Annotated in this window: 26 protein-coding genes, 15 tRNA genes and 1 rRNA gene; 34 read left to right on the top strand and 8 right to left on the bottom strand. The window is 54.8% G+C overall.

Annotated elements, in window-relative coordinates:
* Positions 1-4 precede the first annotated feature (4 nt).
* The 16 genes from rrf to E5161_RS18205 all read left to right on the top strand — a co-directional run bounded on the left by rrf (position 5) and on the right by E5161_RS18205 (position 1,706).
* Positions 5-121: ribosomal RNA gene (gene rrf / locus E5161_RS18280) — 5S ribosomal RNA — on the top strand.
* A gap of 14 nt (positions 122-135) precedes the next feature.
* Positions 136-211: transfer RNA gene (locus E5161_RS18275), tRNA-Asn, on the top strand.
* 3 nt (positions 212-214) lie between these two features.
* A tRNA-Ser gene (locus tag E5161_RS18270) sits at positions 215-307 on the top strand.
* Positions 308-388: 81 nt separating this feature from the next.
* Positions 389-463 (top strand) — tRNA-Glu (locus E5161_RS18265).
* Between the two features lie 100 nt (positions 464-563).
* Positions 564-640: transfer RNA gene (locus E5161_RS18260), tRNA-Met, on the top strand.
* A 35-nt stretch (positions 641-675) separates the two neighbouring features.
* Positions 676-752, top strand: a tRNA-Asp gene (locus E5161_RS18255).
* 27 nt (positions 753-779) lie between these two features.
* Positions 780-855: transfer RNA gene (locus tag E5161_RS18250), tRNA-Phe, on the top strand.
* 23 nt (positions 856-878) lie between these two features.
* Positions 879-954: transfer RNA gene (locus E5161_RS18245), tRNA-Thr, on the top strand.
* A gap of 17 nt (positions 955-971) precedes the next feature.
* Positions 972-1,056 (top strand) — tRNA-Tyr (locus tag E5161_RS18240).
* Between the two features lie 36 nt (positions 1,057-1,092).
* Positions 1,093-1,166: transfer RNA gene (locus E5161_RS18235), tRNA-Trp, on the top strand.
* A 14-nt stretch (positions 1,167-1,180) separates the two neighbouring features.
* Positions 1,181-1,256 (top strand) — tRNA-His (locus E5161_RS18230).
* 20 nt (positions 1,257-1,276) lie between these two features.
* A tRNA-Gln gene (locus tag E5161_RS18225) sits at positions 1,277-1,351 on the top strand.
* A gap of 9 nt (positions 1,352-1,360) precedes the next feature.
* Positions 1,361-1,435: transfer RNA gene (locus E5161_RS18220), tRNA-Gly, on the top strand.
* A gap of 10 nt (positions 1,436-1,445) precedes the next feature.
* A tRNA-Cys gene (locus E5161_RS18215) sits at positions 1,446-1,519 on the top strand.
* 17 nt (positions 1,520-1,536) lie between these two features.
* Positions 1,537-1,613, top strand: a tRNA-Arg gene (locus E5161_RS18210).
* A gap of 7 nt (positions 1,614-1,620) precedes the next feature.
* Positions 1,621-1,706: transfer RNA gene (locus E5161_RS18205), tRNA-Leu, on the top strand.
* 341 nt (positions 1,707-2,047) lie between these two features.
* Here the strand turns inward: E5161_RS18205 and E5161_RS18200 are convergent.
* From E5161_RS18200 to E5161_RS18190, 3 genes are all read right to left on the bottom strand, one after another.
* A complete protein-coding gene (locus tag E5161_RS18200) occupies positions 2,048-3,475 on the bottom strand; it encodes an MFS transporter (RefSeq protein WP_169306754.1) in 1,428 nt (475 codons plus the stop codon).
* A gap of 94 nt (positions 3,476-3,569) precedes the next feature.
* Entirely contained in the window at positions 3,570-4,112 is a 543-nt protein-coding gene (locus E5161_RS18195) for a TetR/AcrR family transcriptional regulator (protein WP_136779308.1), read from the bottom strand.
* A gap of 144 nt (positions 4,113-4,256) precedes the next feature.
* Positions 4,257-4,451, bottom strand: a complete 195-nt coding sequence (locus E5161_RS18190; RefSeq protein ID WP_136779307.1) for a DUF2188 domain-containing protein — start codon at positions 4,449-4,451, stop codon at positions 4,257-4,259.
* A 215-nt stretch (positions 4,452-4,666) separates the two neighbouring features.
* Between E5161_RS18190 and E5161_RS18185 the strand changes: the two genes are divergently transcribed.
* The 7 genes from E5161_RS18185 (at position 4,667) to E5161_RS18155 (ending at position 9,401) form a co-directional block, all read left to right on the top strand.
* Positions 4,667-4,960 (top strand): LiaF transmembrane domain-containing protein, encoded by a 294-nt coding sequence (locus E5161_RS18185; RefSeq protein WP_136779306.1) that lies wholly within the window; start codon positions 4,667-4,669, stop codon positions 4,958-4,960.
* Positions 4,961-5,004: 44 nt separating this feature from the next.
* Complete coding sequence (locus tag E5161_RS18180; RefSeq protein ID WP_136779305.1) at positions 5,005-5,670, top strand: PspA/IM30 family protein; 666 nt, start codon at positions 5,005-5,007, stop codon at positions 5,668-5,670.
* Positions 5,671-5,690: 20 nt separating this feature from the next.
* Positions 5,691-6,179, top strand: a complete 489-nt coding sequence (locus tag E5161_RS18175) for a PspC domain-containing protein (protein WP_136779304.1) — start codon at positions 5,691-5,693, stop codon at positions 6,177-6,179.
* A gap of 3 nt (positions 6,180-6,182) precedes the next feature.
* Positions 6,183-6,866 (top strand): PspA/IM30 family protein, encoded by a 684-nt coding sequence (locus E5161_RS18170; RefSeq protein ID WP_136779303.1) that lies wholly within the window; start codon positions 6,183-6,185, stop codon positions 6,864-6,866.
* Between the two features lie 173 nt (positions 6,867-7,039).
* Entirely contained in the window at positions 7,040-7,678 is a 639-nt protein-coding gene (liaF, locus tag E5161_RS18165; RefSeq protein WP_169306753.1) for a cell wall-active antibiotics response protein LiaF, read from the top strand.
* Positions 7,679-7,699: 21 nt separating this feature from the next.
* Entirely contained in the window at positions 7,700-8,755 is a 1,056-nt protein-coding gene (locus tag E5161_RS18160) for a HAMP domain-containing sensor histidine kinase (protein WP_136779301.1), read from the top strand.
* Positions 8,748-9,401, top strand: a complete 654-nt coding sequence (locus E5161_RS18155; RefSeq protein ID WP_136779300.1) for a response regulator — start codon at positions 8,748-8,750, stop codon at positions 9,399-9,401. Before E5161_RS18160 ends, E5161_RS18155 begins: the two co-directional genes overlap by 8 nt.
* A gap of 74 nt (positions 9,402-9,475) precedes the next feature.
* Here E5161_RS18155 and E5161_RS18150 read toward each other — a convergent pair whose 3' ends face one another.
* Together E5161_RS18150 and E5161_RS18145 are read right to left on the bottom strand one after the other, a co-directional pair.
* A complete protein-coding gene (locus E5161_RS18150; RefSeq protein ID WP_136779299.1) occupies positions 9,476-9,736 on the bottom strand; it encodes a hypothetical protein in 261 nt (86 codons plus the stop codon).
* Positions 9,737-9,878: 142 nt separating this feature from the next.
* Positions 9,879-10,253, bottom strand: a complete 375-nt coding sequence (locus tag E5161_RS18145; protein ID WP_136779298.1) for a hypothetical protein — start codon at positions 10,251-10,253, stop codon at positions 9,879-9,881.
* A gap of 248 nt (positions 10,254-10,501) precedes the next feature.
* Between E5161_RS18145 and zwf the strand changes: the two genes are divergently transcribed.
* The 6 genes from zwf to E5161_RS18110 all read left to right on the top strand — a co-directional run bounded on the left by zwf (position 10,502) and on the right by E5161_RS18110 (position 16,538).
* A complete protein-coding gene (gene zwf / locus E5161_RS18135) occupies positions 10,502-12,040 on the top strand; it encodes a glucose-6-phosphate dehydrogenase (RefSeq protein ID WP_246042410.1) in 1,539 nt (512 codons plus the stop codon).
* 35 nt (positions 12,041-12,075) lie between these two features.
* A complete protein-coding gene (locus E5161_RS18130; RefSeq protein WP_136779335.1) occupies positions 12,076-12,702 on the top strand; it encodes a cyclase family protein in 627 nt (208 codons plus the stop codon).
* 112 nt (positions 12,703-12,814) lie between these two features.
* Positions 12,815-13,438, top strand: a complete 624-nt coding sequence (locus tag E5161_RS18125; protein WP_136779296.1) for a YhbD family protein — start codon at positions 12,815-12,817, stop codon at positions 13,436-13,438.
* Positions 13,439-13,452: 14 nt separating this feature from the next.
* On the top strand, positions 13,453-14,154 hold the full coding sequence (locus E5161_RS18120) for a polymer-forming cytoskeletal protein (protein ID WP_169306752.1): 702 nt from the start codon (positions 13,453-13,455) through the stop codon (positions 14,152-14,154).
* Positions 14,132-14,803, top strand: a complete 672-nt coding sequence (locus E5161_RS18115; protein ID WP_136779294.1) for a hypothetical protein — start codon at positions 14,132-14,134, stop codon at positions 14,801-14,803. Before E5161_RS18120 ends, E5161_RS18115 begins: the two co-directional genes overlap by 23 nt.
* Before the next feature lie 148 nt (positions 14,804-14,951).
* Entirely contained in the window at positions 14,952-16,538 is a 1,587-nt protein-coding gene (locus E5161_RS18110) for a peptide chain release factor 3 (RefSeq protein ID WP_136779293.1), read from the top strand.
* Positions 16,539-16,616: 78 nt separating this feature from the next.
* On the opposite strand, the gene E5161_RS18105 is transcribed toward E5161_RS18110, so the two are convergent.
* Together E5161_RS18105 and E5161_RS18100 are read right to left on the bottom strand one after the other, a co-directional pair.
* Complete coding sequence (locus tag E5161_RS18105) at positions 16,617-17,006, bottom strand: NINE protein (protein ID WP_136779292.1); 390 nt, start codon at positions 17,004-17,006, stop codon at positions 16,617-16,619.
* Between the two features lie 4 nt (positions 17,007-17,010).
* Positions 17,011-17,352, bottom strand: a complete 342-nt coding sequence (locus tag E5161_RS18100; protein WP_425456539.1) for a TM2 domain-containing protein — start codon at positions 17,350-17,352, stop codon at positions 17,011-17,013.
* Positions 17,353-17,495: 143 nt separating this feature from the next.
* Here E5161_RS18100 and E5161_RS18095 point away from each other — a divergent pair, with 143 nt between their 5' ends.
* From E5161_RS18095 to E5161_RS18085, 3 genes are all read left to right on the top strand, one after another.
* Complete coding sequence (locus E5161_RS18095; RefSeq protein WP_136779291.1) at positions 17,496-18,665, top strand: alpha-D-ribose 1-methylphosphonate 5-triphosphate diphosphatase; 1,170 nt, start codon at positions 17,496-17,498, stop codon at positions 18,663-18,665.
* Between the two features lie 82 nt (positions 18,666-18,747).
* Complete coding sequence (locus E5161_RS18090) at positions 18,748-19,413, top strand: potassium channel family protein (RefSeq protein ID WP_136779290.1); 666 nt, start codon at positions 18,748-18,750, stop codon at positions 19,411-19,413.
* The gene (locus E5161_RS18085) at positions 19,400-20,215 is read left to right on the top strand and encodes a TrmH family RNA methyltransferase (RefSeq protein WP_136779289.1); all 816 of its coding nucleotides are present in this window, start codon (positions 19,400-19,402) and stop codon (positions 20,213-20,215) included. The genes E5161_RS18090 and E5161_RS18085 overlap by 14 nt, the downstream gene beginning before the upstream one ends.
* A gap of 52 nt (positions 20,216-20,267) precedes the next feature.
* Here the strand turns inward: E5161_RS18085 and E5161_RS18080 are convergent, their stop codons facing one another.
* The gene (locus tag E5161_RS18080; RefSeq protein WP_136779288.1) at positions 20,268-20,939 is read right to left on the bottom strand and encodes a GntR family transcriptional regulator; all 672 of its coding nucleotides are present in this window, start codon (positions 20,937-20,939) and stop codon (positions 20,268-20,270) included.
* Positions 20,940-21,184: 245 nt separating this feature from the next.
* On the opposite strand from E5161_RS18080, the gene E5161_RS18075 reads away from it, so the two are divergent.
* Positions 21,185-22,198 carry a zinc-binding alcohol dehydrogenase family protein gene (locus E5161_RS18075; RefSeq protein WP_136779287.1) on the top strand — a complete coding sequence of 338 codons (1,014 nt, stop codon included), beginning with the start codon at positions 21,185-21,187 and terminating at the stop codon, positions 22,196-22,198.
* Between the two features lie 48 nt (positions 22,199-22,246).
* The gene (locus E5161_RS18070; RefSeq protein WP_136779286.1) at positions 22,247-23,284 is read left to right on the top strand and encodes a TRAP transporter substrate-binding protein; all 1,038 of its coding nucleotides are present in this window, start codon (positions 22,247-22,249) and stop codon (positions 23,282-23,284) included.
* Positions 23,285-23,322 lie beyond the last annotated feature (38 nt).

The raw sequence follows: 23,322 nt of genomic DNA, 5'->3' as shown, positions 1-23,322 counted from the left end.
TTGGTCTGGTAGTGATGGCGGAGGGGTTCCACGCGTACCCATCCCGAACACGACCGTTAAGCCCTCCAGCGCCGATGGTACTTGGACCGCAGGGTCCTGGGAGAGTAGGACGCCGCCAGGCCGGCTTTACAATATTCCCTGATAGCTCAGTTGGTAGAGCACACGACTGTTAATCGTGTTGTCACTGGTTCGAGTCCAGTTCGGGGAGCCATATGGAGAGATGTCCGAGTTTGGTCGAAGGAGCACGATTGGAAATCGTGTAGGCGTCACAAGCGTCTCGAGGGTTCGAATCCCTCTCTCTCCGCCAGTATTTTACCCCAAAAAGTGACGCGATGCATTGCAGCTTATTCCGATTACTTTTCGGGGATCCAGAAACAAATTTTCGCATGGCCCGTTGGTCAAGGGGTTAAGACACCTCCCTTTCACGGAGGTAACAGGGGTTCGAATCCCCTACGGGTCACCAAAATCTTCTTCTCGAATCTCAAAAATTTGGGGTTGCAAAAGCGGTACGGTTTAAGGTATGATAAGAAACGCCGCTTGAAATGGAAGATGATGAATAACGACGCGGGGTGGAGCAGTCCGGTAGCTCGTCGGGCTCATAACCCGAAGGCCGCAGGTTCAAATCCTGCCCCCGCAACCAATTGCTTTACCTGAACTGATCGAGTTAATCTTCCTGGAGCTGTGGTGTAGAGGCCTAACATGCCTGCCTGTCACGCAGGAGACCGCGGGTTCGAATCCCGTCAGCTCCGCCATTTATCTTCAAAAAGTGAAGAACAAACGGCTCGATAGCTCAGCTGGTAGAGCAGAGGACTGAAAATCCTCGTGTCGGCGGTTCGATTCCGTCTCGAGCCACCATCCATGAAAGAATTACACACCTTGCCGGTGTAGCTCAACTGGTAGAGCAACTGACTTGTAATCAGTAGGTTGGGGGTTCAAGTCCTCTCGCCGGCACCATTGATTTTCGTTGTCGTGGAGGCTTAGCGAAGTGGCCAAACGCGGCAGACTGTAAATCTGCTCCCTCTGGGTTCGGTGGTTCAAATCCATCAGCCTCCACCAGTTTACCCATGGTCGAGTACCCATACGATTTACCATAGGGGCATAGTTTAATGGTAGAACAGCAGTCTCCAAAACTGTTGGTGTGGGTTCAACTCCTGCTGCCCCTGCCAAACTGAATATTATGGCGGTCGTGGCGAAGTGGTTAACGCACCGGATTGTGGCTCCGGCACTCGGGGGTTCAAGTCCCCTCGATCGCCCCATTTTTACACCAAATGAATATTGGGGATTAGCCAAGCGGTAAGGCAACGGACTTTGACTCCGTCACTCCTAGGTTCGAATCCTAGATCCCCAGCCATTCACTTCTGCGGAAATAGCTCAGTGGTAGAGCATCTCGTTGCCAACGAGAAGGTCGCGGGTTCGAATCCCGTTTTCCGCTCCATTTTATATCTGGCGCCATAGCCAAGTGGTAAGGCCAAGCTCTGCAAAAGCTTTACCCCCAGTTCGAATCTGGGTGGCGCCTCCACTACAATTTCATAGCGTGCGCCCTTAGCTCAGCTGGATAGAGCGTTTGACTACGAATCAAAAGGTCAGGAGTTCGAATCTCTTAGGGCGCGCCACTTACATGCCGGTGTGGCGGAATGGCAGACGCGACGGACTCAAAATCCGTTTCTCGCAAGGGAGTGGGGGTTCAAGTCCCTTCACCGGCACCACTACATAAACAACAAGCTCTTGAGATGAACACGATCTCGAGAGCTTTTTTTTCTTTTCACCTTTCCGGGGCATCTGATCTCTAACGACATTTTGCGAAATAGGAATGCCATTTGGCAAGTAATGATGCGTTGTAATTTCATTTTGCGAAACTGGAGAAACCATTGGACCATATTGCTGCTCCAAAGTGTTCTGTAGTTTCGTGAAATGTCGTTGTGGAAAACTTGTACGCAGGTTGGCTGCTGTAATTTCGCAAATTATCGTTACAGTATGAACGGCTATATATTAAAAGAGAGAGGTCACTTTTTTAGGGTGACCTCTCTGTTCTAGTAGCATAATGGTGTTATGCCGTTATTTCCGTGCTGCTTACAACCGGTTGTTCCATTTCACGCTGCGCTTTGGCCCTGGATCGTGCGAAGAGCAGAATACTGATGAGACCTAACGCGATCATGGCTGAACTGGCCAGCAACGCCGGCACCACATGATCGCCGAAATCGGTCGGGGTTTGAATGACGGAACCCGACTCGAAGATGAGCCCTCCGATTGCAATACCGAAGACGCCGCCGAGTTCACGAGTGGCGTTGCTCACACCGCTGGCCTCTCCGGATGACTGCGCGGGTACAGAAGACAGTATCCCGTGTGCAAGAGGCGTAAAGCTTAAGCCCATGCCTGTGCCTGCAAGCATCATGAACGGGGCAATGTACCCGAACGGAACGTCCGCACCTTCCCAGAAGATAAGGGCGCCGAAGCCGAGAAGCGCCAGCGTTTGGAACAACATACCGATCGACAATACGGTGCGTCCGCCGATTTTGGATACCGCCAAACCAGCTAAAGGGGCCGCGATCATCGTGCAGCCGGTCCACACCATTTCGCGAACACCGGCTTCGAGTGCAGAATAGCCTTGTGCCTGCTGCAGGAACAGGGTCAGAAGGAAGATGGAGCCGAAAATTCCCGCATTCATCCAAAACCCCGCGAAGATCAACGCTGAATATTTACCGTTTCGGAAAAAATGGAAGCGGACGAAAGGTTGCTTGCGAGTCCGCTCCCATAAGTAGAAGAACCCGAGCAGCAAAACGCCGCTAATCAGCGAACCGACTACGGTCATGGATCCCCATCCGTCTTGGTTGCCGTGTTCCAGTCCGAAGACGACACCGAACAATCCCATACCCAGCAGCAAAATCCCGACCGGATCGACCGGTTTATTTTCCCCTTTCGCTTCCTGCAGCCACATTCCGCCCAAAACGAGTGCTAACACACCTACCGGCACGTTGACCCAGAAGATGAGCTGCCAAGGAGCTCCTTCAATGATCAGGCCGCCTACCAGCGGGCCGACGGACAGGCCGAGGCCCGATATACCGGACCAAATGCCGAGCGCGGCGGCTCTCATTTTCTCAGGGAAGGCCGAGTGAACGAGCGTTAGGCTCAAAGGCACAATGGCCGCGCCGCCGACTCCCTGCAGCGCTCTCGAGCAGATTAACTGAATCGAGCTATCGCTCAAACCGGACAGTGCGGAACCGAGCGTGAACAGCACGACGCCGGTTAAAAACATTCTTTTTCGTCCGAACCTGTCTCCGAGAACGCTGAAGGGGATGAGCAGCACCGAGAAGGCTAACGTATAAGCATTCATGAACCATTGAAGATCGGTCACACTCGCCTGAAAAGATTTCTGAATCGAAGGGAGGGCGACACCCAGCACCAAATTGTCGAGCATGGCCATAAACAAAGCAGCGCATGTCACAGCCAACAAACGAATACGAGATGCAGTAAACATTTTGAAATTCATCTCCTTTTTATTTATAGATCAATAAATACTATGGCCGAAAAATGGCAAAGCGCTTGTCAACCAATCGCTTTGCCAGTATTCCTTAATCGCAGTCCGGTCCCAGTTTGCCATGCCAAGGCAGCAATTTCGGCAGGTTCAACGTTTCCGCAAGCGAGATGATCATGCCCTGCCCGATAAAATCGCGCGCGCGGCCGGCGGCATCCGGAATGCCTGCCTGTTCGAAGCGGCTTTTCACTCTCTCATACACCGTATCGAATCTTTCTTGGCACTTCTGTCTCACCGCGTCCTCCGGCGTGGCGTATGACATCATCACCAGCAAGATTTCGTTCCGGTGGGTGGCGAGCAGATCGGCGAACGCTTTGCCCATCGCTTCCGGCAGCTGTTCGGGAGGCGCTTCGGCCGTGTTGAAGGCATGCAAAATCTTCTCATAGGCGTTGTCGAGGACGGCCAGGTATAACTGCTCCTTCGACTTAAAAAAGTGAAACACATAGGGCTGGGTCACCCCGACGGCCCGGGCGACGTCGGCTGTGGTCGTTTTATAATAACCGGATTCCGCGAACAGGGCGGCAGCGGCTTCGAGAATTTCGGCTTTCCGGTTTTTCGATTCTTCCTCTTTTGGGCTCATGGGGGAATGCAACCTCCTTTCCTTAGAGATAATTTATTTATTAATAAATAACAAACCTTAAATGCAGTTGTCAATAAATTCTAATAAAAAAAGGAGACGCCTTCGGCGATCTCCCTTGTTTACGATACATGAACGTCGAACCGCCTAATGTCCCTTTTTGCGGATTTGCTTGTCATGGTCCTCGCCCCACTCTTTGGCGCGGGCGGTGGCGATGGCAATGGCGCGCCCTTCGTCCATTCCTTCCTCCAGCAGCGCGTTGGCAATTTCCACGGCTTTGTCGCGGATAGGGGCGGTGAAGTTTTTGAGGGACTCGGGGTAATCTCCATGTTTCCAAGGCATCGTGATTCCTCCTCCCTATTGCTGTCTTAAAACCCATTAGCCGTCCGGGCACGGTTTCGAAACACCGGGATAGGCGGAAGGCGGAGCGGACAAGGTCCTAAGACGGCCTTCGGCCCCGACCGCAGTCTAGGATCAAAAACATGCGTAAGTCCGTTATGCACAAATGCGCGTGCGTTTACAATGAGATTGTGAGTGAGAGAAAAGAGGTGAAACAAATGAGAAGCGGAAACGGGCTTGCGGTGCTTCTGATCGGTTTCGGCGCGTTGCTTGTCCTGGGTAAACTCGGTATCTTCGGGTTCCTGGCCGGCCTGCTGATCCCGATTCTGGTACTGGCTCTCGGCGTGATGGCATGGAAAAACGGCAGCAGGATGCTGGGCGCTGTTCTTGGGATTATAGGCGCGATGATGCTGCTGGGCAAACTGTCGTTCTTGTTCGTCTGGGTGGCGGCGATTGCGGCGATCGCTTTGGGTGTGTCGATGATTCGGCGCAGACCCGGCGCGAGAATCTGATGAGATGAGTAAAGAATCAAGCCGGAAACGGAGGAGAGCAACGGATGAGCGTTATCAAAAGAGTGCGGGATATGACGGTCGCGACTTTGAACGACCGGTTGGAGAAAGCCGAGGATCCCGTCCGCGTCATTGATCAGTTCCTTTGGTCGACGCATCAGGAAATCGTGCAGTGCGAACAGCTGCAGCGGCAATACTCGGCTCATACGGACAGTCTGTATAAGCAGTGGAAAGACGCCGAACACTGGACGGCCAAACGCGAGGAGCAAGCGCTCACGGCTTTGAAAGCCGGAGAAGAATATGCCGCCAAACTGGCCTTGCAGGATAAAGTGGCCCATGAGGAAAGAGCGGAGCGTTACCGGCAGCTTTATGAGCAAAGCCGGCACGAGTTGAACGATTTGGAGCAGCTGCTGCAGGAGCTGCGCAGCGAGTACCGCAGCGTATATGACCGCCGCCAATTCTATGTGGCTCGAATGGAGTCCTTGCGGCTGCAGCAGAGGCTGAACGCGAGATTCGGTCCGGGTACGGACGATCCGTCGGGTATGTTCCAAAGGCTGGATGACCGCCTGACCGACATCGAGCTGGAAACGCGCAGTCTGAGGGATTTACGGCGGTTCGGCCAGGAAACGATGTACCGGGTCGGCACGGCTGTTCACGAAACGATCGAGCGCGAGCTGCAGCAGCTGAAGCAGAAATTGCAGCAAGGAAGTTAAGCGGCTGGGAGGGTATCAGGATGCGTAAATTGTATCGATCGTCGCGGGACCGGAAAATATTCGGCGTCTGCGGCGGAGTGGCGGAATACTTGGGCGTCGACGCGACATTGCTCCGGATTTTGCTTGTGATTGTTGCAGTGTTTTCCGCCGGATCCATCATTTTCGTGTACATCATTGCCGGTTTTGTCATTCCGAAGGAGCCATACGGCGGACCGTACGGCCCCGGACCGGCCCCGCACGGATACGGATGGCCGGGATCGGAGCCGCGTCAGCAGCCGCATTACGGCGGCCCGAGCTGGAATCACGGAACGGGCGGCTGGCCGGGAACAGGACCGGCTGCACATGGCGGACATCCCGTTGGAGGCGCGGGACCGGCTCCTTCAGCCGGCACGCAGAAGCAAGGGCTGGATGCCATGATGGAGGATATTGAGAAAAAGGCGTTAAGACGGGAAATTGAAGAGCTCAAACATAAAATCTCCAAAATGGAGAAGGACTCGAAAGGAGAATAACCCATGGGTGTATTCCAACGAATGAAAGATTTGACGAAAGCTTCGATTCACGATTTGCTGGATAAACTGGAAGATCCGATTGTCATGCTGAATCAATATCTCCGCGACATGGAAGTGGAAATCCGCGATGCCGAAGTTACGGTCGCCCGCCAAATGGCGGCGGAGCGCCGCATGAAGCAGCGTCTGGAAGAAGGAGCGCGCCTCAGTGCGCAGCGTGAAGCACAGGCGGAACAGGCGCTGCTGAGCGGCAACGAAATGCTGGCCCGCAAGCTGCTGGAAGAGAAAGTGCAGTACGATCAGCAAGCGCACGAGCTGGGCGGTCTGCATACGCAGGCAAGCGCTCAGGTTGCTGAGCTGACAGGGCAGCTGCACGAAATGAAGGAAGAGTACTACAAGCTGCGTAATAAGCGCAACGAGCTTGCCGCACGTGCCCAAATGGCCAACGCGCGCAAACAAATCGCCCAATCGACCGCGCTTCACACGATCGAAAGCGGCAATGCCTCCCGCGGTTTCTCCCGCATGGAAGAACGCATTCTGCAATTGGAAGCGGAAGCCGATGTGGCCCGCATGCCCAGCTCCCCGATCACCGGAGCGCCGATCCGCCTGGATCCGGAAAAATCGTTCCAAGTGGAGCAGCAGCTGGCCGCGCTGAAAAGCCGGATGGCACCGCAGTCGGAAGCCGAATAATCCACCGTTCTCCATAGAGAGAACCTATGGTATGCTATACATTGCGTGTCGGAATTTAGTGCCGGCACCACGCTGACAGCGCAAATCGCGATCTGCCATAACGGGAACATTCCGTTATGGCTTTCGCCGTAGAAACCGGGATTCCAATGCAGCGGGGGGAGGTACGGCCAGTCATGATAATTGCCAGCAACGCTTTTTTACTGATCGCGGCCGGATTGTACCTCGCGCTCGGAGGCGTGGCGGGATTCGCCACGGTCAACGCCGTGCTCCTGCTGCTGCTCGGAATTTACCGTTACCGCTGGGACAGGTCCCGGTGGTCGATTTTGCTCATCGCGGTCAGCTCGCTGATGCTCATCATCAACCAATTTGCGCTATTTGCCATCATTATTTTGGCGTCGCTCGGCATTTATTATTTCCGCGGACGGCCGAACATGCCGGGGCTTTATCGAAGCGCCCACCGCTTGATGCTGAACATCCGGCTGGACGAGCAATCGTGGGTGCTCAAGTCGATGAGCATCTGGCAGGCGGTCGGGGAAATCCGGATGGATATGACCGTGGCCGTCCCGGAGGAACAAGAAACGATCATTATTTTACAAGGCCTGGTGGGCGATGTGGATCTCACCGTGCCCGAAGATTACGGGCTTCATGTCGAAGCCTCGGTGATGGTGGGGCAGATCGGTTTCCGGCAAACGAGGGACGGAGGCATGATGCATCGGCTCTCCTGGCGGTCCCCCGATTATGAAGAACGGGAATATCGGTTGAAACTGCAATTGTTTTATCTCGTAGGAGATATCAAGATCCGTACAGTGTAGCCGGTACAGGGAGGGAAAAGGATGGAGTCGCGCAAGGTCGCCAATATGGTGTGGCGTCAGATGGGAGAAGCCGTCCTTTTCTCTCTGTGCATCGGAGCGCTTGTCATCTATTTGTTGATCCGTTACGGATTGGCGGTGGAAGTGTACCCATGGAATTCCGTGATCACGTTCACATTGGTCACCATCGTCGTCCTGACGGTGGCCGGGGCCGCTTTCGGATTTTTGCGCGGTTATCCGGTGAGACACCGGCTTCGGCTGCTTAGTGAAACGATGCTGCTTTTGGAAAAAGGGAATCCGAGTCCGCCGCTGCCGCCGCTGGGGAACGACGAAATCGGCAGGCTCGGCGAACAGCTCGGCAAAATGGGACGCAAATGGGAAGAGCAGGTCACCGCACTTCAACGGCTTTCGAGCCATAACGCCGAATTGGCGTCCCAGGCGCGAATGAGCGCGGTCGTCGAGGAACGGCAAAGACTCGCCCGCGAGCTGCACGACGCGGTAAGCCAGCAGCTGTTCGCGATCTCGATGACGGCCACTGCGCTCAGCCGGACGCTGGATCAGGACTTCGATCGCGCCAAACGCCAGGTGGAGCTGATCGAGGAGATGGCCGCAGCCGCGCAGTCGGAAATGCGCGCTTTGCTGCTTCATTTGCGTCCGATCCATCTCGAAGGCAAGCGCTTGTCCCAGGCGATTCCCGAGCTGGTGGAGGAAATGAAGGCGAAGGTGCCGATCGACATCGCGCTGGATATGGAAGAGGACCTGCCGCTTAACAAAGGGATGGAAAACCATTTGTTCCGGATCGTGCAGGAGGCGATCTCCAACACGCTGCGCCATGCGAAGGCCACGAAAATGGGCATCGAGCTTCAGCGGCGGGGCGAAGCGGTCCGGCTAGGCATACGGGATAACGGTGTCGGCTTCGATTTGCATGCGAAAAAACAGACCTCTTACGGCCTGATGAATATGGAAGAACGCGTGAGCGAGCTTGGCGGTTCGTTCAATGTGGCTAGTGCGCCCGGCAAAGGAACGCGGATCGAGATCCGGGTGCCGTTGATGACGATGGGGGTGGAGTCGGTTGAGTGAGGAGAAACTCGTGAAGGTGCTGCTGGTGGACGATCATGAAATGGTGAGAATCGGACTGGCGGCGGTGCTCGGTACGGAGGAAGGCATTGAAGTGGTCGGCGAGGCCGGCAACGGCATGGATGGCTTGCGTCTGGCCCGCGAATATAAGCCGGATGTCGTTCTGATGGATTTAGTGATGGAGGGCATGGACGGAATCGAAACGACGCGCCGGCTGACGGAAGAAATGCCCGATATCCGCGTGATTGTGCTCACCAGCTTTCTAGACGATGAGAAAATGTATCCGGTCATTGAAGCGGGGGCGTTCAGCTACTTGCTGAAAACGTCCCGCGCTTCCGAAATCGCGGATGCGATCCGGGCTGCCGCCCGCGGCCAGTCGGTGCTGGAATCGCAGGTCGCATCCAAAATGATGAACCGGTTCCGCCGACCGGCCCAAAATAGCGCTCCCCCTCACGACGAGCTGACCGAGCGGGAGATGGAAGTGCTGAAGTTGATCGCGCAGGGCAAGTCCAATCAGGAAGTGGCGGATGAGCTGTTCATCGGAGTGAAAACGGTAAAGTATCATTTGACGAACCTGTTCGGAAAGCTCGGGGTGGATGACCGCACGCAGGCGGCCATCTATGCGCACCGCAACGGACTGGCGGAATAAATCATTCCCCCAAAAGTGACGTCAAGCTTCGTAGCGTAATCCGATTACTTTTGGGGGAGCCCCCGAAAATTCATTTAGACCTCAAAATCCAACTGTTGTCCGACTGCCATAGCGTCGAGGTTCCTGAGTAGACCCGATTCGTTATATAAAGCGGCGGAGGACCAGTCGGCAGGCCATAAAACACGCTTCTCCCTGCCGTATGAAGCGCGGCCGTCGAACGAAGGCATGTACCGAATCCATTCCCTTTCCGCGGGTTCGTCCTCCCGGAACGGTTCAACCCGCCGAATCCGGGAAACCGGTCCCCAGCGTTCCGATACGCGCCACGATCTCAGCACAACCCATCACCTCGCCGGAATGCTTGATTGCTACTTTATTACCCTATGAAGATCAATCGAATCGCTTGCCATTCGGAGATCCCGGATGGAAAACGCCCGTCGCCGCCTCGGCTGCCACGGGCGTTGTTGCGCATGCCCGGATTCACAAAATCAGGACCGAATCTACCGCATGAAGCGGAACGGACTCCCGGGGAACGGCCGGAAATTGCGCCGGTCCCGGACCGAACGGAGCGAACCCGAACCCGCCCGCTACTTCGGGTGGTGCGTCCGGAAAAGCGCCGACGGGTGTGTCTTTCGCTTTGCGGGATCGGGTACGGCTGTTCCGCCGGGAATGCTTGCTGCGGGACAATCCGGTCTCGGCATCATCGCCGTCGGTCCCGTTCAGAATGATCCGGCCTCCCCTGCAGCCTGTCAGGCGACCCATTTTGAAGCTGCCGTCTTTCATGACAAGACGTACGGGCATTCCGTAAAATTGGCGCAGCTGTTGTTCTTCCGGCGCAACGCGCATCTCGAACATGGCTCCTTCCTCCTTTCCATAAACCTCAGAGGCAGTTTATTCATCTGCGGGCTCATGCGTATGGGCCTGTAACCGGGTGTTTTGCTCATTTTCCGCTAACGGGGAGATCCCATCCCAGGACATGGCGTTAGCCGGATGAATATGCTAAACTACACTACAACGCTAAACTATTACAGCAATCCGCGGGCGCCGGAGACGGCGCAAACTATCCGCTTGGAAGAAAGATGAGGAACATGCCGGAGAATAAAATGGAAAACCTTACTGCACATGAAGCGGTGTATTTCATTTTCGGAGCGACGGGCGACTTGGCCCGCCGCAAGCTGTTTCCCGCATTATATAGCCTTTATCGCGAAGGAAAGCTGGGGGAACGGTTCGCGGTCGTCGGAGTGGCGCGCCGCCCTCGTACGGAGACTCAGTTCCGTGACGATCTGCATCAATCCATTCAGGAATTTTGCCGTTACAAACCCGGTGAAGCCGGCGAGTGGACGGCGTTCGCCGAGCATTTCAGCTATCACTCGCTGGATATCGGGAACGTGGACGGTTTCCGTGAGCTGAAGTCGCTCACCGAACGTTTGGAAACGCGGTTCGACATTCCCGGCAACCGGCTCTTTTATTTGGCGCTTGCACCGGAGCTGTTCGGCACGGTGTCGCACAACCTGCGTGACGGCGGCATGCTGGAGTCGCCGGGCTGGCACCGGCTGGTCATCGAGAAGCCGTTCGGCTACGACTATCCGTCGGCAGAGAAGCTGAACGAGGAAATTTGCCGCGTATTCCGGGAAGACGAAGTGTTCCGGATCGACCATTATCTCGGCAAGGAAATGGTCCAGAACATCCAGATGATCCGGTTTGCCAACGCCTTCTTCGAGCCTCTCTGGAACAACAAGCATATCGCCAACGTGCAGATCACGCTGTCAGAGACGGTCGGCGTGGAAGAGCGCGGCGCGTATTATAATAAATCCGGCGCGCTTCGGGACATGGTGCAGAATCATATGCTGCAAATGTTGACCATGATCGCCATGGAGCCGCCGAGCCGGCTGGATCCCGAGGATGTGCGCGACGAGAAGGTGAAGGTCCTCCGCTCGGTGCGCAAATTCGCTTCGCCCGACGAAGTACGGAAGAACATTGTACGCGGTCAGTATAGCAAAGGGACGGTCAGGGATAAGGAACTGAAGGGCTACCGGGAAGAGGATTCCGTCGATCCGGAATCGGTCACCGAAACGTTCTTCGCGGCTCGCGTGTTCGTCGACAATTTCCGTTGGGCGGGCGTACCGTTTTATGTGCGTACGGGCAAACGGCTGCCGGTGAAATCGACCGAGATCGTCGTGGAATTCAAAAACGTGCCGGGTAACGTGCTGTTCGCAAGGAGACAGGACCTGCTGCCGAACTTGCTGGTCATCCGCGTCAATCCGATGGAAGGCATCTACATTAAAATTAATGCGAAAAGACCGGGCAACGAGACGACGATCCAACCGGTGGCGATGGAGTTCTGCCAAAGCTGCCAGATCGGCATCAACACGCCGGAGGCTTATGAGCGGTTGATTTATGATGCCGTACACGGCGATCACACGTATTTCACCCGTTGGGACGAGCTGGCCGCCGCTTGGCAGCTGATCGACCCGATTGCGGCCGCTTGGCGCGAACACGCGATCGAGCCGGCCTTGTATCCGGCTGGAAGCTGGGGGCCGGCGCAAACGGAAAAGCTTCTCCATGAGGACGGCTTCCATTGGTGGCCCGTCAACGGGCAGGATGAAGACAACGTGATTTGGGTCACCAACAGCGAAAAATAAATTTGAGCGGAATAGCCGGAGGTGCTGACATGGGATTGGGGCGGATTATCGATATCAGCATGACGATTGAGGAAGGCATGCAGGTATGGAAGAGCTATGAGCACAAAAAGCCGCGTATTACGAACGTGCAAAACCACGATCAGGGGAAACCGCATGAGAGCCGGCTGGACATGGACGTCCACTGCGGAACGCACGTCGATGCGCCTTTGCACATGCTGGCGGGCGGCGACACGATCGAGACCGTGACGCTGGAGCAACTGTGCGGACCTGCGCGCGTCCTGGATTTGACCCATGTGAAGGGGTACATCACCAAAGAAGATCTGGAGCCGTTCGCGATTCAACGAGGCGAGCGGATCCTCTTCAAAACCTCGAGTTCGATGACCGAACAGTTCGACCTCGAGTTTCCGTTCCTTCGGGAGGACGGCGCCGCTTATTTGGCCGACATCGGCATCACGCTGGTCGCTACCGACTCCCTCGGAATCGAGCGCGCGCAGCCGGAATACCCGACGCACCGCACGTTGATGCGCGCCGGCGTCATCATCGTAGAAGGGCTTCGGCTCAAGCATGTGGAGGCCGGTCCCTATACGCTGATCCTGGCTCCGCTAAAGCTGACGGGTATCGACGCTGCACCGGCACGGGCATTCCTGCTGGCCGAGCAATAAACGATCATACAAGGGGAGACCTTGTCACCTAATGGGCGGCAGGGTCTTTTTTCCATTTTCCTCTTGCTTAACGTAACAATGTTATGTTACACTGACGGTGGAGTTGATGAGGATGGAACGAGAATTGATCTCGAAAAAAGAGCTGCTGGATTTGACGGGCATTTCATACGGCCAGCTGTACCGGTGGAAAAGAAAACAACTCATTCCGGAAGAATGGTTCATTCGCAAATCGACATTTACCGGCCAAGAGACCTTTTTCCCGAAAGAGCTGATCTTGAGCAGAATCGATAAAATTCTGAACATGAAGGATGATCTTTCCCTCGATCAAGTAGCGGGAAAACTGTCCCCGGCTTTGCCCGATTATGAAATGCGCAGCAGCGAACTCTTAAAGCGCAACATTGTTTCGCGAACAGCTCTTCAAGCATTCGCACCGAATGACCCCGATCACACGGTATATACGTTCGAGATGATTTTATTTTTTTACGTGATCGACAAGCTGCTTGAGGCGGGCGATATGAGTCTGGAGGAAGGCGAACGGCTGCTCGAGACCTTGAAGGAGTTTTTTCCGAAGTTCGAAGGGAAAGCCTGCGAGTTGGTCTTTGTTCGGAAAATGGGGGTTTCCTGGTTCGCTCTGCTGTCGATGCCGACCGAGCTGTTTTTCGAAAAAGGTGTGAAGGTCATTGCCCGCCTTTCTCTTACGGAAATCATCGAAGAGCTGAAAGGTAAACTGGTATGAGGGAGGAACCGGCCATGGACCACAAGGTGCCGGATTTGCACATCAGCGGTGTGAGCACGGCCCCGGGCGGGCATTACCGCCAAGTTACGATAGAAGGGGTCGGCAAGGTGGAAGGAAACGTGCAGGCCGACGATGGGTGCAAAATCAGCGGAATCGTAACGGTGAGAGGGGATCTGCAAGCGGCCTCGCTGCGCTGTGAAGGGAAGTTGAAGGTCGAGGGGCGGCTGTCGGCTGAATCCTCGCAAATCGACGGATATGCGGACGTGCGGGGGCCTGTGCACGGAGAAACTTTGGTGCTGAAAGGCGGCATGAACGTCAAGGGCGATTGCTCACTCGAGAGGTTCGACGCCGAAGGCGGATTTGAGATTGACGGGCTTCTGAACGCCGGGCAGTTGGACATTCGGTTGTACGGAAAAGGCAAAGCTCGGGAAATCGGCGGGGAATCAATCCGCGTGCGTAAAGGCGTCCAGGGGGCGTGGAAAAAACTATGGCAGCGAATGTTTCCGGTCTGGAATCCGGAGCTGACGGCGGACCTGATCGAAGGCGATGAAGCGGACTTGGAGCATTCTCACGTTTCCATTGTCCGGGGCAACCGCGTGATCCTCGGTCCCGGCTGCCGAATCGGACTCGTCGAATATCGTTCGGAATTGATCAAGCATCCGGCGGCGAAAGTGGGAAAGGAGAGGAAGACCGGTGACGGAAGCCATTTTGCCTGATTTGAAGCTGGTGGGCACCACAGCTTCGGCCGGCGGGCGTTTCGGAAACGTCCGGATTACTGGAGAAGCCAAGATGTCGGGAGGTTTGTACTGCCGCAGCTTGAAGTGCATGGGGACGGTCGACTTGGATGGAAGCCTGCAGGCCGCTCTTCTGAAGCTGACCGGGGAATGCCACGTTCACAGCGACATGAAAGTGTCCAAAATACGCGCGATAGGCCAGATCGAGGTGTCCGGCAATCTGACGGGAGAACAGGTTAAGATCACCGGCGGCTTGCAAGCATCCGGTAATTGCGAGGCAGAGTCATTCCAGGTACGAGGAGCGATAGAGCTGGACGGATTGCTGAATGCGGATGAAGTGGACATCCGACTGCACGGATATTCCCGGGCTAAGGAAATCGGCGGCGGCTCTATTACCGTGAAACGAAGCCGGGTCCATTGGTTTAACACCGTTCTTTCTTCGCGCCGCGAAAGAGAGTTGACCTCGGATCTGATCGAAGGGGATACCGTGCATCTTGAGTATACAACCGCTTCTGTCGTAAGAGGCAACCGGGTGACGATCGGACCGGGCTGCCGAATCGGGCGGGTGGAATATCGCGATGACCTGCGTATCGACAAAAATGCTTCTGTGAAAGAACGCATGAGACGTTAAGCTCTCCAAACACCGAGCAGCAGCAATATAACGCTTCGCGTTAACATGATGGGGAGAAGGTTATCCCGCGCGCGCTTGGGCACGCCGGGTAACCTTTTTTGTGCTATAATGAAAGCTGTTATTTTACGAGGGAAGGATCATCGAATTCATGAGCGAAACGACTCGCACCGAACTGAGGCAGGAAGTCGATAAACGCCGCACGTTCGCGATTATATCTCACCCCGATGCGGGGAAAACGACGCTGACGGAGAAGCTGCTCCTGTACGGAGGAGCCATTCATGTAGCCGGTTCCGTCAAAGCGCGCAAGGCCGCGCGCCACGCGACAAGCGACTGGATGGAAATCGAGAAACAGCGGGGAATCTCCGTTACCTCGTCGGTCATGCAGTTCCAGTATGCCGGCAAGCAGGTTAACATTTTGGACACTCCCGGTCACCAAGACTTCAGTGAAGATACCTACCGTACGCTGACCGCAGCGGACAGCGCCGTCATGCTGATCGACGTCGCCAAAGGCGTGGAGGCGCAGACGATCAAGCTGTTCCAGGTGTGCAGCAAACGCGGCATTCCGATTTTTACGTTCATCAACAAGCTCGACCGCGAAGGCCAGAATCCTTTCGAGCTGCTCGAGGAGATCGAGCGGGTGCTCGGCATACGCTCCGTCCCGATGAACTGGCCGATCGGCATGGGCCGCGAGCTTTGCGGCGTGTACGACCGGATGAAAAACCAGGTCGAGCTGTTCCAAGGCAACGATCATTCGACCATCGAAGTACGCAAAGTATCGGATTACCGCGATCCGGTCATCCGCGAAATGGCGGGCGACTACTTGGCGGATAAGCTCATTGAAGAGCTGGAGCTGCTCGACGTGGCCGGAGATCCGTTCGATTACGAGAAGGTCAAAATCGGAGAGCTGACGCCGGTATTTTTCGGAAGCGCAGTGAACAACTTCGGGGTGCAGACATTCCTGGAAAACTTCCTGCAGCTCGCGCCGCCTCCAACCCCCCGCCGCAGCACGGATGGACCGATCGAACCGGAAAACGAGAAGTTTTCGGGATATATTTTCAAAATCCAGGCCAACATGAATCCGGCCCACCGCGACCGCCTGGCTTTCCTGCGCATATGCTCCGGCAAGTTCCAACGCGGCATGTCGGTCCGCCACGTGCGTGCGGGTAAAGAGATCAAGCTGTCGCAGCCGCAGCAGTTCCTCGCGCAGGACCGTGATATCGTCGAAACCGCTTATCCGGGCGACATTATCGGCTTGTTCGATCCGGGCATCTTCCGTATTGGCGATTCCCTGAGCGAAGGGAGCAGCGTCACGTTCGACGAGCTGCCGACGTTTTCGCCCGAAATTTTCGCCAAAGTAACGATCAAGAACGCGCTAAAGCAAAAGCAGTACCTGAAAGGACTCGACCAGCTGACGGAAGAAGGCATGGTGCAAGTTTTCCGCTCGGTCGGTCCTTTCGAAGACACCTATCTCGGAGTGGTCGGACAACTGCAGTTTGAGGTGTTCGAGTACCGGATGAAGAACGAGTATGGCGTCGATATCCTGTTGTCCCGCACACCTTTCCAATTCGCACGATGGATCGTCGCCGACAAGGTAGATCCTTCGAAATTCCGGATCAATTCGACGCTGGTGAAAGATAAGAACGACAACGACGTGGCGCTTTTCGAGAACGAGTACGCGATGCGCACCGCGATGGAGCGGATGCCCGACGTGAAATTTCTGGAGACGGCTCCGTAACTTTAAGCACATCGGCAAACATGACAAAGAGCCTCCAGCCCATGACCGGCCGGAGGCTCTTTGTCGCTTTAGTCGTTATCAGGATATTTGGGTGATCTGAGAGATGATTTCGGCCTCCTTGGCCGAATTCCACTCTCTCACCATTCGCGGAAGGATACACATGTCGACGATAATCCAGATGAACAAAGCCAGCCCGGATAACACAAGGAAGGCAATCGGCACGGCATGCCAAGGGCGCCAGGTTTCATCTACAGCATCGGCGATTCCGTACACGAAGTAACAGGCCGTGGCGACCAAGAACAGCGCCAATTGAATGCCGCCGCTGGCGAAACGCCGCAAGTAGAAACGGTGTACGCCGAGGTGACCGCCGATCAGCATGAAATACGCAAGGGCGAGAGACTTCTCGGCATGGCGCATTTCGGACTGCAGCAAAATCAGCTGTTCCAGGGACAGATCCGTTTTGTTCATCGGATTAGAAGCTGGACGGCGCCGGAGGCGCTTGGTGGCCCAAGATTTCATGTACGAGCTTATATTCCAGCTGGCGATTGTGATCTTTGACCCACGTATGCAGCAAGAAAGCGTCGACGATTATCCAAATGCCTGTGACGATCAGTCCGATCACGGTGATGGACAGGATCAGCATCGCGACGGCAGAGCCCTTTTTCTGCATATAGAACCGGTGGCCGCCGAGTAATCCAAGAAAATACCATAAAACATATGCCAGAAACATATTTTTGCCCTGACTTTTGACTTCGGATTCCAACAACATCAGTTGTCTTGCGTCCATTCGGCTTTTTAATGCGATAATATCCAATTTATGAACACCTCACCGCTCAAAATGGGAACAGCCTGCGTTCCAAATGAATTGTATCAGCATTTCAAACAAACGTCGACAAATTTCGTGTTTCGCATTTGATAAAATTGGGTAGAGAAATGATTCGAAACGGATGTGGTCGGATGAGTCGGTTGATCATACGCGGAGGGACGGTCGTTCTCCCGCATGAAGTCACGAAGGCGGACATTGCCATCGAGAACGGGCGTATTACGGACATTGCCGAGGGGTTGGCCCGGCAAGCCGAGGAAGCCGGTGACACAGTAGTGGATGCCGAGGGGAGATGGGTGCTGCCCGGATTGGTCGACATCCATTGCGACGCCATCGAGAAGGAGACGGAGCCGCGGCCGAACACCCTTTTTCCGATGATGATGGCATTTTTGCAATTCGAGAAAAAGCTGGCGGGGCACGGCATTACGACGATGCTCCACTCTCTGTCGCTGGGTGTGGGTTTGAGCTTGCGGGGTGAGAATCTCGTCAGCCAAATGATCGAGTTAATCCGCGCCTGCCGGGAGGAGCGCTCGATGATCCGGCACGGCATTCATTTGCGGTATGAGGTTTCCCATTTGACGGGGATGCCGCTCGCACGGAAGCTCATCGAAGAAGGGGCAGTCGACTACTTGTCCTTGATGGATCATGCGCCGGGAATCGGGCAGTATCGGAAGCCGGGGGCTTTTGAGCGCTATGTGATGAAAAACCAAGGCGTCGGCGTGGACGAGGTAGCGCACATTGTAGCGGAGCTGCAGGAGAAGCGGAAGCGGGTCGATTGGGATACGCTTCGCGACTTGACGGGGTACGCGAGAGAATGCGGCATCGCCATCGCCTCCCATGACGACGATTCCAAGGAAGCGGTAGAGCGTTCCTTGGCTTTTCACGCGGATGTCAGCGAGTTTCCGCTGGACATGGAGACCGCCCGGTTCGCCTGCAACCGGGGCATGAACGTATGCGTCGGCGCTCCGAATATTGTACGGGGCGGATCCCACGACGGCAATCTGAATGCGGCGGAGGCTGTCCGCGCCGATGCGGCGGACATTATTTGCTCAGATTATCATCCCGCGTCGCTGCTTCAAGCGGTATTCGACCTGGAGAAGCAAGGGGTGCCGCTTTCTGAGGCGGCTGCGTTGGCTTCTTTGAATCCTTCACGTGCGATCGGACGGGAGGGAGAAATCGGATCTTTGGAACCGGGCAAAGCCGCGGATTTGATCCTCGTGCGTAAATGGCGGGATTACCCGTTGGTCGAAACGACGGTGGTCGGCGGATCGATCGTATACGAATGCCGGGACAGAGAACGGTGATCGCTAAGGGGCTCCTGCTGCCGCGGGGGTCTCTTGTGCTATAATAGGAAATAGTTGCTTGTTACGGAGAGGGGAACGGGACATGCTTAAAAAACAATTTGCGGTCATCGGACTCGGCCGTTTCGGTTCCAGTGTCGCCAAGTATTTGGCGGGAATGGGATATGAGGTGCTCGCCATCGACGAGAGCGAGGAGCGCGTTCAGGATGTGGCGCATGCCGTCACGCAGGCGGTATCCGCGGATTCTACCGAAGAAGAGGCGCTGCGCGCGCTGGGAATCCGCAATTTCGACGTGGTGGTCGTGGCAATCGGACAAAATATCCAAGCCAGCATTTTGACGACGCTGGTATTGAAAGATATGGGCGTTCCGTTTATTATCGTGAAGGCTCAGAATGAACTGCACGGCAAAGTGCTGGGCAAAATCGGAGCGGATAAAGTCGTCTACCCGGAGCGGGATATGGGATTGCGGGTCGCGCATCAGCTCATATCGCCGAACATTTTGGAGCATATCGAATTGTCTGCTGAGCACAGCATCGTAGAGCTGAAGGCATCTTCCGCCATCATCGGGAAAAACTTAAAGCAGCTGGACATTCGGGCTAAATTCAACTGCAACGTACTGGCGGTCAAACGCGACGGTGAAATCAACATCACCCCGAGGCCGGATGATTTGCTGGAAGAGGGCGATGTGCTCGTGATCGTGGGACGGAACGACCAATTGACCCAATTGGAGCAGGAATATGCCGAAGCTTGAGCCTTATCTCAGTTCTTCATCCAATTCGCGCGTGAAGGAATGGGCGAAGCTGACGGAACGGAAACACCGGGAGCGGGAGGGCAAATTTTTGCTCGAAGGCGCCCACCTGGTGGAGGAAGCGTTGCGCGCGGGGTGGCCGGTAACGCATGTGGCCTTTGATGCCGGAGCGGGCATCCCGGAAGAGCTCGCGGTGTACGCCGAGTCGGAGCAGGCCGGCACGGCCGGACCGCTTTGGGTGCCCGTGTCGCCGGAAGTGATCGCCAAATGCAGCTCCACCCAGACGCCGCAGCCTGTGTTTGCCGTTGCGGAGAAGAAGAGTTTGCCGCCGGACAAGCTGTTCGATCCCGACGCCGGCCTCGTAGCGGTGCTCGACGGCGTGCAGGATCCGGGCAATGTAGGCACCATCATTCGAAGCGCTGCAGCTTGCGGAGCTACCGCGGTCGTGCTGGGTCGCGGAACGGCGGATGTGTACAACGCCAAAACGCTCCGCGCCACGATGGGCGCCTTATTCCATGTTCCCGTCACGGAAGCGGATTTGACGGAACTGCTGCCGGAAGCTCGCGAGCGCGGCGTTACGGTCGTCGGAACTAGCCTGCAGGCCGCGCAATCTTGTTACGATTACAATTTTCGGCGCGGCGTTTGGCTCGTATTCGGCAGCGAAGGCGGCGGATTGTCCGCAGAAGTGTCGGCCGCAGTGCAGGACAATGTCATTATTCCGATCACCGGCCGCGCCGAATCGCTGAATGTGGCCATGGCGGCGACGGTGTTGCTGTTCGAAGCGCAGCGGCAGCGGATGATGTAATGATGAAAAAGCAGCCACTTGACCGTCAACCGGTCGGTGGCTGCTTCTGTTCTCATTCTTTTTTCATGAGCTCGTTCCAACGGCGCTCGGTTTCCTTTTTGACGCTTTCAATGTGTAGTTGCAAGATTCCCAGGAAGCTGGGAATGTTTCGCTCCTTCAAAGCCTCTAGTAATTTCTCGTGGTCCTTGTGCCGTGATAGGGTGCTTTCGAAGGAAGTTGAGTATACGATGCGGGATAAGGTAACGTGTGAATTCAGGGCAAAGTACATGTCATGAACTTTTTTGTTGCCTGTCCATTGGACGAGCTTGCGATGAAATTTCAAATCGAGCTGGTTGTACAATTCAAAGGGAAATGGATGGACATCGAGGAGAGAATTCATCTCTCGGATAATCTGCTCCCATTGCGCGATTTCCTCGTCCTGAACGGTTTTGACGACTCTTTGCGCCGCCCACATTTCAATCATCAATCGGGCGTCATGCAACTCTATGTAATCGGTTAAGTCCATCTGGGTGACATAAGTTCCTTTTCGGGGAATGATTTCAACCAGCCCTTCATGCACCAGCTGATTGATGGCGTCCTTGACCGGCGAGCGGCTGACGCCAAATTCTTCCGCCAGCTTGTGAATGTCCAGCTTTTCGCCTGCACTGTATTTGCCGCCGAGAATTTTTCGGCGGATTACATTATAAACCTGTGTGGTTAATAGGGAGGTTTCGATCTCCGACAAGGCAGGATTCCTTCTTTCTATCGAAAAATCTGTAGCATTTAACATGTTACAAAAATTATAAGCTACGACATTGCTTTTGACAAATTTAAAAACTGTTGACGGATGAAACGCTTTCAGTTATTCTTTGATATGCAGAATGTGAAATGTTACATATTAGAAGATTCACAGCACAGCAGAATTACTGTTACTCGTCGCATGGTGAAATCGCCTTCACCCAGAATCACACAGGAGGAGCAAGAGGCATTATGAAAAGAATCAGCTTGAATGAACCGAACCAACTGGCCATGCGTGAGGTAGAGGAACCGACCTTGAAGGATGGGGAAGCACTGGTCCGCGTTCGCCGGATCGGCATTTGCGGTACCGATTACCATGCATTCAGAGGCCGTCAGCCCTTTTTCGAATATCCTCGGGTACTGGGACATGAACTGGCCGGCGAAGTGGTAAAGGTCCAAGCAAATGGAAGCGCTTTTTCAGCAGGCGACAAAGTTACGATTGTCCCGTATCTGGAATGCGGACAATGCATCGCGTGCTTGAGCGGGAAACCCAATTGCTGCTCGCAGCTTCAAGTCCTAGGCGTCCATGCGGATGGCGGGATGCAGGAATATTTCGCGGTTCCCGTTTCCCATCTGATGAAGACCAGTGAGATTTCGCTGGATGCAGCAGCAACCGTTGAGTGCCTGAGCATCGGCGCCCATGCAGTAAGACGGGCAGACATCAAGAAAGGCGAGTTTGCACTAGTGATCGGGGCTGGCCCCATCGGCCTCGGAGTCATGCAATTCGCGCAACTGGCGGGAGCGAAAGTGATCGCCATGGATATGAATCAGGGGCGGCTCGATTTCTGCAAAACCTGGGCCAAGGTGGACTACACGGTGAATGCTTCAGAGAACCCGGCGGAAGAAATGAGACGCATCACGAACGGGCAATTCCCGACAGTCGTATTCGACGCCACGGGCAATGCGAAATCCATGAGCGGCGCTTATCAGTATGCCGCGCATGGCGGGCGGATCGTCTATGTCGGCCTCGTGCAAGCGGATCTTTCCTTCCCGGATCCCGAATTCCATAAACGCGAGCTGACCATCCTGTCGAGCCGCAATGCGACGGTTGAAGATTTTGAAAATGTAATTGAAATGATCCGGCAGGGGCATGTGGACACCGATGCTTTCATCACGTCCAGAACCCCGTTCGATCAAATCATCGATAAGTTCGAATACTTCATGACGCCGGAATCCGGCACCATCAAAGCGATGATTACTTTGTAAAACAAAGCAATCATATAACCACCACTAGATATGGGAGGGCATTTTACAATGAAAAAGTGGATTTACACACTCGTGTTTGTTCTGGCAGTCACAACGGTTTTGGCAGCTTGCGGCGGCAAGGAAAAAGGCCAAGCAGCCGGCGGAGACCAAGCGGGAAGCAGCGAAAAGTCTTATACCTTGAAAGTCGCGAACTACTATGGTCTCGACCATCCGCAAAACATCGCTTTGAAGGACAAGTTCAAACCGCTCGTTGAAGAAAAATCGGGCGGTTCGTTAAAAGTGGAAATCTACGAGAACAACAAACTCGGCGGGGAAAAAGAATTTTACACCGGCGTACGGAATGGCACGATCGAGCTCGGCGTTCCGGGGATGATCATGCAAGCAGACGTTCCGCAAATGGGTGTTCCGGAATGGCCGTTCCTGATGAGAGACTTCAAACATGCGAAAGCCGTTCTTACGGGGCCGATCGGGCAAGAATTGGCTGCTGAGCTGGAAAAACAACAAGGCGTACACGTGCTGGCATGGACGGCGAACGGATTCCGGATGGTATCCTCCAGCAAGAAGGTAGCCAGCATGGGAGACTTCAAGAGCCTTCGCCTGCGGATGCCGAACACGCCTGTCTTCGTAAAACTGGGTGAGCTGCTCGGTGCAACCGTTTCCCCGATGCCGCTGTCCGAAGTATTTACTGCGTTGGAGCAAAAGGTCGTTCATGGCCAAGACAATCCGATCGGCGTTGTGAAAGCAAACGGTTTCTATGAAGTGCAAAAATATATTCTGGAGTCCCGCCACGGCTTCACTCCGAATGTTCTGATTATCAATTTGAAGCTGTGGAATGGACTGTCCGATAACCAAAAGAAAGCGCTTGAAGAAGCGGCTAAGGAATACGCCGATTATCAATGGCAGCTTTCCGAAGAAAGCTATGAATCCGACAAGAAGTTCCTGATGGAGAAAGGCATGGAATTCGTTACTCCGGACCAAAACTTCATGACTCAAATGCAAACGGCCGTCCAACCGATTTATGACGATTACTACAGCAAATTCCCGTGGGCTAAAGATCTCGTAGAAAAAGTCAAGAATACGCAATAATCCTGTTTGAATAAAGGATAATCGGCGGAGAAAGGGTT

Source organism: Cohnella pontilimi (genome assembly GCF_005049045.1).
Lineage (GTDB): Bacteria > Bacillota > Bacilli > Paenibacillales > Paenibacillaceae > Cohnella > Cohnella pontilimi.
The sequence above is the reverse complement of the archived record's forward strand: the minus strand, read 5'-3'. Positions and strand labels throughout refer to the sequence as shown.

What these genes read in the sequence shown, in the direction of transcription:
- E5161_RS18200 (WP_169306754.1), bottom strand. Translation starts at nt 3,475, where the DNA reads ATGTTTACTGCATCTCGTATTCGTTTGTTGGCTGTGACATGCGCTGCT.
- E5161_RS18195 (WP_136779308.1), bottom strand. Translation starts at nt 4,112, where the DNA reads ATGAGCCCAAAAGAGGAAGAATCGAAAAACCGGAAAGCCGAAATTCTC.
- E5161_RS18190 (WP_136779307.1), bottom strand. Translation starts at nt 4,451, where the DNA reads ATGCCTTGGAAACATGGAGATTACCCCGAGTCCCTCAAAAACTTCACC.
- E5161_RS18185 (WP_136779306.1), top strand. Translation starts at nt 4,667, where the DNA reads ATGAGAAGCGGAAACGGGCTTGCGGTGCTTCTGATCGGTTTCGGCGCG.
- E5161_RS18180 (WP_136779305.1), top strand. Translation starts at nt 5,005, where the DNA reads ATGAGCGTTATCAAAAGAGTGCGGGATATGACGGTCGCGACTTTGAAC.
- E5161_RS18175 (WP_136779304.1), top strand. Translation starts at nt 5,691, where the DNA reads ATGCGTAAATTGTATCGATCGTCGCGGGACCGGAAAATATTCGGCGTC.
- E5161_RS18170 (WP_136779303.1), top strand. Translation starts at nt 6,183, where the DNA reads ATGGGTGTATTCCAACGAATGAAAGATTTGACGAAAGCTTCGATTCAC.
- liaF (WP_169306753.1), top strand. Translation starts at nt 7,040, where the DNA reads ATGATAATTGCCAGCAACGCTTTTTTACTGATCGCGGCCGGATTGTAC.
- E5161_RS18160 (WP_136779301.1), top strand. Translation starts at nt 7,700, where the DNA reads ATGGAGTCGCGCAAGGTCGCCAATATGGTGTGGCGTCAGATGGGAGAA.
- E5161_RS18145 (WP_136779298.1), bottom strand. Translation starts at nt 10,253, where the DNA reads ATGTTCGAGATGCGCGTTGCGCCGGAAGAACAACAGCTGCGCCAATTT.
- zwf (WP_246042410.1), top strand. Translation starts at nt 10,502, where the DNA reads ATGGAAAACCTTACTGCACATGAAGCGGTGTATTTCATTTTCGGAGCG.
- E5161_RS18125 (WP_136779296.1), top strand. Translation starts at nt 12,815, where the DNA reads ATGGAACGAGAATTGATCTCGAAAAAAGAGCTGCTGGATTTGACGGGC.
- E5161_RS18120 (WP_169306752.1), top strand. Translation starts at nt 13,453, where the DNA reads ATGGACCACAAGGTGCCGGATTTGCACATCAGCGGTGTGAGCACGGCC.
- E5161_RS18110 (WP_136779293.1), top strand. Translation starts at nt 14,952, where the DNA reads ATGAGCGAAACGACTCGCACCGAACTGAGGCAGGAAGTCGATAAACGC.
- E5161_RS18105 (WP_136779292.1), bottom strand. Translation starts at nt 17,006, where the DNA reads ATGAACAAAACGGATCTGTCCCTGGAACAGCTGATTTTGCTGCAGTCC.
- E5161_RS18095 (WP_136779291.1), top strand. Translation starts at nt 17,496, where the DNA reads ATGAGTCGGTTGATCATACGCGGAGGGACGGTCGTTCTCCCGCATGAA.
- E5161_RS18090 (WP_136779290.1), top strand. Translation starts at nt 18,748, where the DNA reads ATGCTTAAAAAACAATTTGCGGTCATCGGACTCGGCCGTTTCGGTTCC.
- E5161_RS18085 (WP_136779289.1), top strand. Translation starts at nt 19,400, where the DNA reads ATGCCGAAGCTTGAGCCTTATCTCAGTTCTTCATCCAATTCGCGCGTG.
- E5161_RS18075 (WP_136779287.1), top strand. Translation starts at nt 21,185, where the DNA reads ATGAAAAGAATCAGCTTGAATGAACCGAACCAACTGGCCATGCGTGAG.
- E5161_RS18070 (WP_136779286.1), top strand. Translation starts at nt 22,247, where the DNA reads ATGAAAAAGTGGATTTACACACTCGTGTTTGTTCTGGCAGTCACAACG.